Here is a 12,820-nt window from a genome sequence, read left to right on the forward strand (position 1 = left end):
TGGTTTCGAAAGGCGTTTACAATGGATGCACAATCCTCTGAGTTTAACGGATCGGCCCTCCCAAAATGGAGTAACCATTGGCTCATAATCCTTGTTTCAGCACTGCTGTTGATACTGCTGCCGATGACGGCTTTAGGCTCCAACTTTTGGTGTATTTGGTTTCCTTGGTGGCCCCTATGCGGCAATAATGAGAGCGATTGCGGTGAACGGCTGACCGAAGTTTCAGATTTCGGCTCAAACCCCGGAAACCTAAAGATGTGCACCTATGTGCCGGAGAATCTCGAACCATCCCGGCCACTGGTCGTGGCATTGCATGGCTGCAAACAGCAAGCAGAAGATTATGATAACGAGACAGGCTGGATTAAATTTGCCGAGAGGAACCAATTCGCGCTACTGCTTCCACAACAACAGAAAGCCAACAATATGTCAAAATGTTTCAATTGGTTTGAGCTGAATGACATCGAGCGCGACAAAGGTGAAGCCTTATCGATTCGCCAAATGATTAAAAAGATGGCGTCCGATACCGATATCGATCCGGAAAAGGTTTATATCACCGGGTTGTCAGCAGGTGGTGGGATGGCAACCGTAATGCTGGCAGTATACCCAGACATGTTTGCTGGTGGTGCGATCATTGCGGGAATCCCATATAAATGTGCCACGAATGTAGGCGAGGCCCTAAATGAATGCGGCGTCAGTATCGTTCCGGGTCAGCTCGCTCCGATGAAGGATCTAAGCCCTGATGCCTGGGGCAACCTGGTGCGCAATGCATCAAGCCACAATGGCCCGTATCCACGCATATCCATTTGGCAAGGCACAAGCGACACCACCGTTAACCCGGCTGACCAACAAGAGTTGGTGGACCAGTGGACCAATGTACTAGGTGTTGACCAGACACCGGACATTGAAGACACGATCAACGGCCATGAGCACAAGTTATACAAAAACGACAACGGCGAACCACTGATCGAAACGATTCTGATCAGCGGCATGGGCCATGGGACGCCGATCGATCCGGGAGGGGGAGACGACCAATGTGGCGAGGCGGCTTCCTACATTTTGGACGTCGGAACTTGTTCCAGCTATTACATCATCAAATTCTGGGGCCTCGATTTTCAGTAGCGCAGGGCAATTTTTACTGATGAGGAAGTTTTGTTGAAAAATGTGTCTGCGATAATCAATCGTGACGCTATTAAACACAGGTTTTGGCGAATCGGGGATTATGGTATGTAATCACAGCTTTTGCTTGCTCTGAGCCGACCACAATATCTTGGGATTCCTCAAGATTTCCAATTGATATAGACATCGCAACATATGGCAAGTAAACACACGATTCTGTGGGGTCCATTTTAGTGGGATAGCCAAAACACATTTGCTTGTTTATGAAAATATTGCTTTCGGTTTGATGAATAATTATAATACTAATTGACAAGGATGTGATTCAGAAACGATAGGGTAACTTTGCGAGCGTTAAAAATCGCTATGGCCAAAGTCGACCGAGTTCTCCAATTAGATCGGTCGGCGTACCCACAAGCATATCCGGTTCGCAAGCGGATAGCTCTCCTTTTGTACTATTTCCCCATAGGACAGCGGCCGAGTGAATGCCGTTGGCCTTCGCACCTATGATATCATAATGTCGGTCACCCACCATTATTGTTTTATCGGAGGGCAATCGTTCCTGTTCCAGTACGTAACATATTAGCGCAGTTTTATCGCTTCGCCTGCCTTCCGATTTACTACCGTATATACGCTTGAAGTGATCGCCAATTCCCAGGTAGGAAACAACATGTTCGGCAAATACTTTTGGTTTGGCGGTCACTACAAAAAAGTTTGCACCGTCCCTTTTAATCCCGGACAGCATCGTCTGAATCCCTTTATAAACCCTGCTCTTAAAAAGCCCCCGACGGCGATATCTTTTTTGGTAAAGCCGCACAAGCCCTTTAGCGGCAATTCATTATCTTTGGTTTCAAGCAGTTCGGTGAACACATCCAAAAGGGGGGTACCAATGAACCACTCAAGGTCACGCATTCGATACTGCTTCCGCCCCAGGGATGTGAGCGCATATTGCATGCTTTCAACAATCCCTGGGCTGGAATAGGATGATTCTCTGATTTTCGGAAAAAATCATGTTGACATGATGTGGTTTTAGATATGAGTATATTCTAAAAACTGATATGGTTGAACACTTGTCAAGAGAAAAACCTATCCATACCCAAAAAACTTGGGCCAATAATTTTCATCGAGCGTTTGGATAGAGGCGGGGTCTGCAATAACGACGGTAGAGCACTCTGATATTCGCGGGTTGGATACCGCCTGACTAGGCTTCGTCGTGGAGCTGCCTCGGTCTAAAGACGGGAGTTTCGGCCTGAAGGCCTATTCCGATAGCTTTTTCGAGGGTTCTCCAAACCGCGACCGCGCCCCTATCCAAAAGCTCGATGGCTATATTTGTTCTTTGATAAAGCCGATCCTTTCTTGAGCATTTTTAAAATCAATAAGTTCTTTTTCTATTTGCATCATCGATTATAGAGAAGTACTTATCCAGCTTCTTGAGCCGGAGCAACAGTCGCGCTTCTCTCGCCGTCGCTAATTCCCACCCAGCGTGGAAAGTCAGGGCTGTCAAGGCTGCGACCTTAGGGAGCACCCTTTAGGGCTTGGCCTTGATAGGCCTGGGTTTCCACGCTATAACAAATCATCTTTCAGCGGCCACGATTGGAACAGCCCGGGCAATGGCCCAGATGAAACCGGCCAACTCGCGTGCAATCGCGGTGATGACCACGTTATGGTTTTTGCCCTTTGCAATCAACCTGCGGTAGCGGTGGCATAGTCGTAGCTGTGCATTCCAGGCAATATCCAAAACATCGTCCGGCAAGCCTTCCTGGCGTTTACGGATCGCCTTACTTTTCCGGGCCGGCATACGATAGGCCTGAGCCGATTCGATCAACGTCCTGCGGGCATGGGTATTGCCGGTTTTGGTAATGGGGCCTTTTTTGATGGTGCCACCGCTTGAATGCTCCGATGGGATCAGACCCAAATAGGCCATCAGCTGTGCCGGCGTATCGAAACGGCTCAGATCCCCCAGTTCAGCGACGACGGTCACCGCGCTGAGCAAAGAAATCCCCCTGAGCGCTTGCAGAGCCTCGATAACCGGAAGCAATCGACTGGTTTGGCAACATTGCTCAATCGCTTTTTCGATGCGCTTAACGCGGGCCTCATGGTCTCCCATGGCGTCCAGGTATTCGGTAAGGGCAATGTGCTGGGCCGGATGCGGCATCTTCAGATCCGCCAGCCAATTTAAATGCGCTTTACTCCATTTGCTTTTACCTGGATAATTGATCCCTTGTCGCAATAAAAAGGCATTGATCTGTTGTTTGACTTTGCGGAGCGATATTTGGATGTCTTTTCGTGCACGTACCAGGTCACGAAGTGCTTCATCGGCCTGATCGGGGACATACACCGGCGTCAGTTCTCCGGAACGGTGGAGCGTCGCCAGGTGGGTTGCATCTCGGCGATCGTTTTTAACCCGATCACCGGTTTTTTTGGGGATCAGCGCCGGAGCAACGACAACGCAATCGATTCCCTTGCTTGTTAAATGCCTGTAGATTGGATATCCGCATGGACCTGCTTCATAAACACAATGCAATTCGGCGTTTTGTGAAATCAGTTTTCGCATGACGTTATCAATCTGCCCCAGGTCGTTGCTGATTTTTCCATACACTCGAACGTTTCCGTCACGTCCTTCATCGGCGATAGCAATGGTAATCGAATCTTTGTGGACATCCAAACCAACATACTTTACAATCTTTTTCACGGCCTGCCTCCTTGATTTTGGCTCTGTAGTTAGGGTTGTTAACGAACGCTTACTATAACCCACGTTTTCAAGGTTTGGCAGGCCTTTTTATTGCCGCGGTGGCTAACGTTCAACCATATTGTCTAAAAGTATAACATCTTAGTGTCAATTTCCCACCGATTACAACTGATATGCAAAAAACAAAGTGACATAAAATGAGCAGGGCAATTTTTAGGTGATGCCGATCCGCATTTTAATTGGACACTGTGTATAAATTCAGAAAAGCTTACCTATAGCAATATAAAGTGATACCAACCAAGGAGAATATCCCATGTACCTTGTAGCCCATGTTTTAAACCCAGCGGAGAACGAAAAGTACGTCGGCTGCGCCATTATTACCGTGGATCAGGCCTTGGTCGACAAGGCAAGGCGCTCTCTCGGGGTGTTGGATTGTGCAGGCCCGGACCTGTTATATGCTATTTTTGAGGATCGCAGCCCAGTATTCTTGCTTAACCCTGACTTCAATATGATGATGCATGAAAGGAGCGACGACAGCGCTTTTCTGGGCCTGTTGGATGACTTGAACGGGAAATTCGCCGTGGTTGATGCCCTCCCTCTGCCCCTGGAGGAGCTTAAACGGCGGTACGGTCTGGATGTCGAGGAGGTCTCGATTGGAGTCAACCAACACCAGAAGGGCGCAGTGATCTGGGAAGCCAAGGCCGATTGGCAAGGTGACCACAGGGACGAGTTCTATACCGTCTGGGTGGATGTTGACAATATTGAGGCGGAGCTGGCGAAAGCCCATTGTTAACCATCCACCCCCCATAAAAAATTTGAATCGCCCAGTTTAGTTGAAAGCATGATGGAAAAAAATCAGACGGTTTTAAAAATGCCGGTGTATCTGGCGGATTTCAGGTGCATCGGTCCGAAGTGCGAAGACCACTGCTGTTATGGTGGGATATCATCGTCGATAAACGATCCTACCAGCGGTATCGAAAATCGACATCCACACCTCTCGGCCAGCGGCTTCGTGCCGCGGTACGGCGCAATCACCAGGATCCCTCCATCACGCGCTATGCACGAATTGTACGCTCCGGAGACGCGGCGTGCCCCTTCCTGACACAGGATCGGCGCTGTCGGATTCATGCCGAACTAGGTGAAGAATGGCTTCCGGATACCTGCGCCGTTTTCCCCCGACACCTGCGGGCCAGGCAGGGGTGGATCGACATCTCCGCATCCTTGGCCTGCCCGGAGATCGCGCGTCGTGCATTGGCAAACCCCAGCAAAATTACCATCGCGGAAGCGCACCTGGATACTGTAACGGTCGCAACGATGCGTGCGGTCGAGCCGACGCTTTCTTATGATGGGGAAACCGCCGGCCTGACGTTGCGAACGTTCGCTTTGTCCCTTTTGCAAAACCGGCGACTTGCCTTGTGGCGGCGCCTTTTGGCGCTCGGCTATCTTTTTGAGATGGTCAGTCTCTCTGAAGACGAGACTGGCGCTGATGTCATGCCTGCGATTTTGGACGCGTTTACCCGTCGCATGGAATCCGGCGAAGTAATGGGGCGGATCGAAGAGGCGCCCACGCTGACCGGGATGCAGCTGCAACTCATAAGACGGCTCCATGACGAAATGATTTCTTCCGTCTGCGTAACGGCATTCAGGCACTGCACCGAACAGTGCCTTGACGGACTCGACTACGCTGGCGCGCAACCGTTCACCGAGACCATCGGCCGCCGGTACGATTTTGCCTTCGATCACTTTTACCGTCCGTTTTTCCGGCGATACGGTTTCATGCTGGAAAACTATCTCGTCAGCTATCTGCTGCATCACGATATCTGCTTTCATCGAGGCGGGCAGCTGTATGAAGACTACATTATGATGGTCCTTAATTTCGCCATGCTCAAGACCTATCTGATCGGCATGGCGGCATGGCACCGTGAGAATTTTCATCCAGATATGGTCACCCGGTTGATCTATTCCTTCACCAAAGTGGTCGAGCCGGATGCCCGCTTCAGGGATTATGCACTGGGGCTGCTGGCACAAAGCGGTTGCACGGATATGATGCACCTGGCGGTTCTAATCAGAAATTGACGGATTTCTTCAGGCAGGCTTGCATGTAATCGTCGATGGCTGCATGCAGGGTGTCGGCCGCAAGGGTCGAGCAGTGCCAGTGGTCTTTCGGAAGCCCGCCGACAGCCTCGCGGATCATGGCCGAATCGACGTCCAGGATCTCCTCTGGCGTTTTGTTCCTGGCAAGATCCACCGCCGCGCATACGCAGTTGAGACTGTAGGCGCACCCGTTGGTCCACGAAGAACCCTCGATCATGCGCGCTTTTTTGAACCGGAGACGAATCTCCATGATGTCACCGCAGCTGCCAACCACTCGTGCCTTGCCGTCAGGGCTCGATACGTGGGGATTGAGCCAGTAGTAAAGGATAAACCATACCAGGGTGACGGCCAGGAGAATCCCGGTGCCGAAAAGGATGCTGCCGCCGTTTGTCATGACGAGTTCCACAGCCAGGTGTCTGAATCGTTTTTTTGGGTCGCGACCCTTCTACAGGGCAAGTGCCTCCTGGGCGGTCGGTTCGTGGCTGTCATTCTTCTGAAACAATGGACGCGCACGATTGGGCTGAATCGCATGGGCCATGAAACAGGCCTTGATGCAGGCCTCATCGCATTGCTGTCCGTATTCCAGACACTTATGGTGATCGATGCGGATGATCCCGTCGACCAGGGCGACGGCCTCGGCCGGGCAGTCCCGTATGCAGGACTGGCAGTGCATACAGCCTGCCTCGCAAATCTGATGGGCCAGCTTGCCCGTGTTCTGGGTGCTACAACGCACGACAACGCGCGCTTTCTTGGGTACCAACGTGATCAGATGCTTTGGACAGGTCTTAACGCAGGTGCCGCACCCCACGCAGAGCTCTTCGTCGATTACCGGGAAATGGTTTTCCATGGTGATGGCGTCAAAGGGGCAGGCACCGGCGCATTCGCCGAAACCAACGCACCCGTACTGACAGTCCGTCGGACCGGCGAAAGCCAGGTTGGCCCCCGAGCAGCGCCCGTATCCGATGTAATCGTATTTTTTGTAGTCCTTGCGGATCGATCGGGCGCAGTGGACGACCGCCACCAGGTCCTCCATGGCCCCCATCTGCTTGCCGGTGATTTGGGCCACGGCTTCCGCCACCGACGATTTTCCGGGAAAGCACAAATTGGGCGGAACGTCCGGATCATTGACCACGGCCTCGGCATACGCCTCGCATCCTGCGAAGCCGCATCCGCCGCACTGGGCGCCGGCCAGCACTTCCTTGACCGCTTCCACTTTGGGATTGACTTCGACGGCGAACTTGTGGGCTGCCAATGCCAGGCCAATGCCGAAAAAAAGCCCGATGCTACCCAGCAGCACCAGTCCTCCGATCGCCAGTTTGATGTATAATGGATCCATGTGAAACCTTCCTTAAAAGATCGACATGCCGGAAAAACCCATGAACGAGAGGGCAAAAAGACCGGCTACGATGAACGCGATGGGCAGCCCCCGGTAGGATGGGGGAATATCGGCCAGTTCGAGTCGCTCACGCACGGAAGACATCAGGAACAGGGCCAATAGAAATCCAAGCCCGGCTCCCAGGGCCAGCATAAGGCTTTCCAGCATATTGTATTCGTTGTCGGCCAGGATCAGCGGTACGGCGATGACGATGCAGTTGGCAATCACCAGCACCAGGTAAACGCCGAAGGCCTTGAACAGTGCCGGATTGATCTTGCGCAGGATCGTGTCCACGGCTTGAACGGTGAGCGATACCAGTCCGATGAAGACGATAATCTGCAAGTAGTCCAGGCGGTAGGGCTTGAGTACGAATTGGTATAGGAACCATGACATCAAGGATGCGAAGACAATAACGAAGGTGAAGGTGATGCCCATACCCACGGCGGTGCTTTTTTTCTGTGACGTGCCGAAAAAGACGCAGAGCCCCAAATATTTGGAAAAGACGAAGTTCTGGATGAGCAGGGCACCCAGCAGAATGCTGAACAGGTATCCGAAGTAAGGCTTGGATACGAGAACCCCTTGTGTGCCCAGGCTTCGGCTTTGGGAAACGATCTCCTTGACCATCACCTGGTGGGGTTGGTCCTGATTGATGGGGTCGGCCAGCGTGATGGTCAATTGGGTTTGATCCGGGTTCAGGCTGACGCTTTTAACGTCCAGAAGGATGTCGGGGTCCGGTTTTTCGTTGACCGTGAAATGGTCGGGATTTGCCGCCCAATCAGCATTCACCGCTCCGGCGAAGGTCAACACGATTTGGTCCGCTTTCTCGAACCGGGCCGTTTTAATGAAATGGGGCGCTTTGCAGCCGCCGATCAGAATGGTGGCGATCAGCAGAAAGAGCGCCCAGATTGCCGTTGTGTCTTTTTTCATGTCACGATCCTCGTTTCGCCCGCCGCTGGTAGAGCGTCTCCACATAATTAAAAACCGCCATCATGAACCCGACCAGGAAAAAGCCGGCTGCCGGCAATACGAAAAAGAGCATGGGCCTGAACCCCAGCACATCATAACCGAGGAAGGTGCCCATTCCCATCACCTCGCGTACCGCCCCCAGCGTCACCATGCCGAACATGAAGCCGAAACCCATGCCGATTCCGTCCCAGAACGAGGCGACCACGGTGTTGCGACAGGCAAATACCTCCAGACGCATGGTGATGATGGCAAATGCGACGATCAGGCGCACGAAAATCCCCATGGCCTTGTAGGCCACCGGCAAAAAGGCCGCCAGCACCAGGTCGATCACCGTCACCCAGGTGGCGATCGTCAACGTGTAGGTGGGAATGCGAATGCGCGGATGAATGTGGTCCTTGATCAGGGCGATGGTGCAGCTGGAAAAGACCTGTACGAAAAGAACGGCCACACCGAGAAGCAGTCCATTGGCCACCGTCGTGCTGATTCCCACGGCCGGGCACATGCTCAGGGCCAGCCGAAAGATGGGGTTTTCGTTGAGCAGGCCGTTGACGACCAGCTGCATGTTGGTTTTTGTGGTTGCTGCCACGAGTTGTTCCTTTCTACAAACTAAAAAAGAACCGTAACGTCACCATCCGCCAGGGCCTGATCCAGAATCTGAATGCGATAGGCGAATTTTTTCACCATGGCCTTGACACCGTTGGTCACCGCCGCACTGGATATGGTGGCGCCGGTCAGGGCGTGGATATCCTGATCCTTATACTGCTCGTGTATCTCGGCCGCCTCGCTGTCCGACAGGCCTTTGTCTCCCATGCCCATGGATGTGAGATAGCGTTCGTAGTCCGCGGGCAGCGGTTCCTTGATGACGGTGAGCCGCTTGAGTGTTTCGAAGGATTTACCGACGAACTGGTTTTTAAAATAGTCCTGGGTGATTTCACCGCCCAGTCCGGGGTCTTCCTCGTGCTCGATCACTTCCAGTCCCAGCAGTTGAAAATCGGCGTTCAGGGCCACCATGGCCTTGATGAAGGTCTTGAACCCGGGGAATTCACCGGGCAACAGATAGGCCATGCGCTTGTCATCGAGACAGGCGATGATCATGGTGTCGGCAAAGTCAATTTCGGTTCCCGGATTCAGCGTTTTTGCTATGGCTTTTTTGCGGTCTTCGGCGGATAAGGCCGCTTCGGGTGTCACTGTCAAATCGTGGCGTTCGAGAAATCGACCTTTCAGATCGAGCACCACCCATGCGTACCCTTCACCACTGCCGTTTACGGCCGGGACCATATATCCCATGCGCAGCGTATCCGCATCGCGCAGGATGTAGCGGTAAACCTGGTGCAGCGCGAGTCCGGGCGCCGCGGGTCGCCGGGGACCATATCCCAGCAGGCCGAGCATGGTCTGCTGCACATTGAGATGCTCGTTGTGCTGTTTGGCCTTGGCCGTGAAGATGAAGGTCGTGCCGATGACGAGGCCCGCCACCAGGCAGGAGATGGTCAGGGCAACGGTAATCTTGATAATCTCTCTCATTGGACCGCCCCCTGGGAAAAGCGCTTTGGTTTGAACCATTGATCCAACGCCGGCGTCAATGGATTCATCAGCAAAATCGCATAGCATACCCCTTCCGGATAACCGCCTTTGAGCCGGATCAGAACGGTCAGTGCGCCGACGCCGATGCCGAAGACGACCTGGCCGTTGCGCTGGGTCGGTGATGTGACGTAATCGGTGGCCATGAAAAACGCCCCGAGCATCACCCCCCCGGATAGCACAGCCAGCAGCGGATCACCGGTGAAGATCCGTTCGCCGTCGAAAATCCATGTCAGAAGGGCCACCGTGGCGATGATCGACACCGGGATGTGCCAGCGGATGTACCCCCTGTAGATCAAATAGAGCCCCCCCACCAACAGGAGCAGGGCCGACGTTTCGCCGATGCATCCGGGCCTGAATCCGATGAAAAAATCGGTGTATATCGATGTCCCGGATCCAAACTGCTCCTTCACGGCCGCCATGCCGTAATGCTTTAACACGTAAAGCGGCGTGGCCGAACTGACGGCATCCACACCGGCGCCCATGGTCCTGAAGATGGCCACGTTTCGGATCGGCGCCAGCCACGCCGTGGTCATGGCCACGGGGTAGGTGGCAACCAGAAAGGCGCGGCCGATCAGGGCTGGGTTGAAGATGTTGAAACCGAGGCCGCCCATGATGATTTTGGTGACAAATATGGCCATCACCGCCCCGAAGACCGGCATCCATAAAGGGACCCCAGGCGGGATGACATAGGCCAGCAAAAGGCCGGTAATTACGGCGCTGCCATCCTTGATGGTGACCGGACGGCCCAGAAGTTTTTGCGAGATCGCCTCGGTGGCCAGGCAGCTGGCTACGCTGACGGCGGTGATGATCAGCGTCTGAAAGCCGAAGACGAAAATCGACAGGATCAGCGGCGGCATCAGGCAGACGACCACGGTCCACATGATCCGGGATACGGTAATATCGGCTTTCAGATGGGGCGACACCGAAACCAACAGATGGTGCCCGTCGACGCCATCGCACGATTGCTGAGAGATGGGGGAGCGTTTCGTTGCCATTATCCTGCTTTTCTTTTCTGTTCCCTGATTTCTTTGAGTTTACGGGCCTGGTCGATTTCCAGCCGGGCAAGGCGGATAAATTGCACCAGGGGTCGCTTGGCCGGACAGACGTAGGCACAACTGCCACACTCGAAACAATCGTCCATCAGACCAAAGGGTTCGGTTTCCGCCCCCCTGCCGGCCTCCACGTAGATGCCGATATTGTTCGGCTCCAGTCCCATAGGGCAGGCATCCAGGCAAAACCCGCACCGGATACAGGGCCCGTGGGCCCGTGCATCGACTTCGGCATGGTTCATAAACAATATACCCGGTGTGGTTTTCGTGATCGGCATATCCAGGTCGGACACGGCAAAGCCCATCATCGGCCCGCCGACCACCACCTTGCACAGGTCCGCCGTGGTCCCACCGAGGTAATCCGCGATTTCCGAAATATGGGTGCCGATTTTGACACGCAGGTTCGCCGGTCGCGCGATTGCACGACCGGTGACCGTGATTACGCGTTCCGTCAGGGGTTTGTCCAGAACCACGGCGTCATAGACCATTTTTGTCGTGTAGACATTTTGGACGATGATCCCAATACTCGAGGAGCGCTGTCCCGATGGTCTGACCCGGCCTGTGATACTCTGCATGATTTGATCGGCCGACCCCTGGGGGTATTTGACCGCCAGTGGTTTGACCTCGATCTTGAAACCGTCGGTCGAATCCGCGCGGTCGATGGCTTCATTGAGCGCCGCGATGGCGTCCGGCTTGTTGTTTTCCACGCCGATGGCACAGTAGGTAATGCCCAGCACCGTCAGCAGGATTTTTGCGCCTTCGATGATCTCCCGGGCTTTTTCCACCATGACGCGATGATCGCAGGTGATATAGGGCTCACACTCGGCGCCGTTGAGGATCAGGGTGTCGAGCTTGACGCCTGGTTTGACGTCGAGCTTGACGTCGGTGGGAAATCCGGCGCCCCCCAGGCCGACGATTCCGGCAGCGGCGATGCGCTCCTGGATCTGCTCCCGTGAGAAGTGCCGCCAGTCCACCGGCATGCGGATCGGTGCGACGGCTTCGGGATCGGTTCGGATGACGATGGCCGGCGCCTTGCCCACCTGGTAGTGGAGTATGTTTTTCACCCCCAGAACCGCTCCGCCGACGCTGGCATGAAGCACCGCGCCGAGTCGGTCGCCAATTTCGCCGATCCGATCGCCTTGCTTGACCCTGTCTTTTTTGTCCACCAGCAGCCTGAAGAGCGCTCCGGGGTGCTCGCTGGAAAAAAGAAGATTGTCGTCGATCGCATGATCGCTTCTCGGATCTGGCCGATGGGGAACGGCCACTTGGCAAGGCGTGCCGACATGCTGTTTGAGAAACAGCGACACCTTCGACGGATCGGGCATGGTTTCGATGGGCAACGCATTGCTGAGGTCCTTGTTCTCTTTGGGATGGACCCCACCCTTGGGGAATGTCGCCAGTGGGGTCATCATCAACGCACCTTTGTCGCCCATAGTTTCTTTTCGAGCAATCCCCTGCCATAGGCTTCCCGGGTGTTGTTGGAAAGCTCTGCGGGTTTGCAAAACTCCAGTGCGTTGGTGGGGCAGACCGATACGCACACCGGTTCCTCGCCGGCGTCGATGAGATCCATGCACAGGTCGCACTTGACGACTTTACCGGCCTCGACGTTCCACTGGGGGATATGCCACGGACAGGCCGTGATGCAGGCCTTGCAGCCTACGCACAGACTGTCGATGATATAAACAAGGCCATCCTTTTTCCTTCGACGAATGGCTTCCGTGGGGCAGGACTCCATGCACCATGCCTGTTCACAGTGAAAACAGGGGACGAAAACGGAGGTCATATTGGGATTGCCGTTGACCATCTTGGGACCCAGGACGACGATTTTGCCCAGGGTCACCTCCAGCGGAAGCCCTTTCTCTGACTTGCAGGCAATCTCACAGGCATGACAGGCAATGCAGCGCTTCGGGTTGGTGGAAATGATATAATCGCCCATATGTTAAATACCTCCAA

The 12,820-nt window shown here is 54.0% G+C and carries 13 protein-coding genes; 3 read left to right on the forward strand and 10 right to left on the reverse strand.

Annotated elements, in window-relative coordinates:
- Nucleotides 1-21: 21 nt before the first annotated feature.
- Nucleotides 22-1,119, forward strand: coding sequence for an extracellular catalytic domain type 1 short-chain-length polyhydroxyalkanoate depolymerase (locus GN112_RS30540; protein ID WP_155313601.1), 1,098 nt, complete (start codon nt 22-24; stop codon nt 1,117-1,119).
- 358 nt (nt 1,120-1,477) lie between these two features.
- Here GN112_RS30540 and GN112_RS35505 read toward each other — a convergent pair whose 3' ends face one another.
- Nucleotides 1,478-1,930 carry an HAD hydrolase-like protein gene (locus tag GN112_RS35505; RefSeq protein WP_162459188.1) on the reverse strand — a complete coding sequence of 151 codons (453 nt, stop codon included), beginning with the start codon at nt 1,928-1,930 and terminating at the stop codon, nt 1,478-1,480.
- 756 nt (nt 1,931-2,686) lie between these two features.
- On the reverse strand, nt 2,687-3,805 hold the full coding sequence (locus GN112_RS30550) for an IS110 family RNA-guided transposase (RefSeq protein ID WP_155310575.1): 1,119 nt from the start codon (nt 3,803-3,805) through the stop codon (nt 2,687-2,689).
- A 310-nt stretch (nt 3,806-4,115) separates the two neighbouring features.
- Between GN112_RS30550 and GN112_RS30555 the strand changes: the two genes are divergently transcribed.
- The gene (locus GN112_RS30555; RefSeq protein WP_155313602.1) at nt 4,116-4,595 is read left to right on the forward strand and encodes a hypothetical protein; all 480 of its coding nucleotides are present in this window, start codon (nt 4,116-4,118) and stop codon (nt 4,593-4,595) included.
- 119 nt (nt 4,596-4,714) lie between these two features.
- Complete coding sequence (gene fliB / locus GN112_RS30560; protein ID WP_155313603.1) at nt 4,715-5,878, forward strand: flagellin lysine-N-methylase; 1,164 nt, start codon at nt 4,715-4,717, stop codon at nt 5,876-5,878.
- On the opposite strand, the gene GN112_RS30565 is transcribed toward fliB, so the two are convergent.
- Genes GN112_RS30565 through GN112_RS30600 form a run of 8 tightly spaced genes read right to left on the reverse strand, consistent with a single transcriptional unit; the run spans nt 5,868 to nt 12,803 of the window.
- The gene (locus tag GN112_RS30565) at nt 5,868-6,290 is read right to left on the reverse strand and encodes an iron-sulfur cluster assembly scaffold protein (protein ID WP_155313604.1); all 423 of its coding nucleotides are present in this window, start codon (nt 6,288-6,290) and stop codon (nt 5,868-5,870) included. The two genes, fliB and GN112_RS30565, sit on opposite strands and share 11 nt — an antisense overlap.
- 51 nt (nt 6,291-6,341) lie before the next feature.
- Nucleotides 6,342-7,232 carry an RnfABCDGE type electron transport complex subunit B gene (gene rnfB, locus GN112_RS30570; RefSeq protein WP_155313605.1) on the reverse strand — a complete coding sequence of 297 codons (891 nt, stop codon included), beginning with the start codon at nt 7,230-7,232 and terminating at the stop codon, nt 6,342-6,344.
- A gap of 12 nt (nt 7,233-7,244) precedes the next feature.
- Complete coding sequence (locus GN112_RS30575) at nt 7,245-8,198, reverse strand: Rnf-Nqr domain containing protein (protein ID WP_155313606.1); 954 nt, start codon at nt 8,196-8,198, stop codon at nt 7,245-7,247.
- Nucleotide 8,199: 1 nt separating this feature from the next.
- A complete protein-coding gene (gene rsxE / locus GN112_RS30580; protein WP_231717182.1) occupies nt 8,200-8,823 on the reverse strand; it encodes an electron transport complex subunit RsxE in 624 nt (207 codons plus the stop codon).
- Between the two features lie 20 nt (nt 8,824-8,843).
- Nucleotides 8,844-9,758, reverse strand: a complete 915-nt coding sequence (locus GN112_RS30585) for an FMN-binding protein (RefSeq protein ID WP_155313607.1) — start codon at nt 9,756-9,758, stop codon at nt 8,844-8,846.
- Nucleotides 9,755-10,813, reverse strand: a complete 1,059-nt coding sequence (locus GN112_RS30590; protein WP_155313608.1) for an RnfABCDGE type electron transport complex subunit D — start codon at nt 10,811-10,813, stop codon at nt 9,755-9,757. Before GN112_RS30590 ends, GN112_RS30585 begins: the two co-directional genes overlap by 4 nt.
- Complete coding sequence (gene rsxC / locus GN112_RS30595; RefSeq protein ID WP_155313609.1) at nt 10,813-12,279, reverse strand: electron transport complex subunit RsxC; 1,467 nt, start codon at nt 12,277-12,279, stop codon at nt 10,813-10,815. Before rsxC ends, GN112_RS30590 begins: the two co-directional genes overlap by 1 nt.
- Entirely contained in the window at nt 12,279-12,803 is a 525-nt protein-coding gene (locus tag GN112_RS30600; RefSeq protein WP_155313610.1) for a 4Fe-4S dicluster domain-containing protein, read from the reverse strand. The genes rsxC and GN112_RS30600 overlap by 1 nt, the downstream gene beginning before the upstream one ends.
- Between the last annotated feature and the right edge of the window lie 17 nt (nt 12,804-12,820).

It is taken from the genome of Desulfosarcina ovata subsp. ovata, from assembly GCF_009689005.1.
Lineage (GTDB): Bacteria > Desulfobacterota > Desulfobacteria > Desulfobacterales > Desulfosarcinaceae > Desulfosarcina > Desulfosarcina ovata.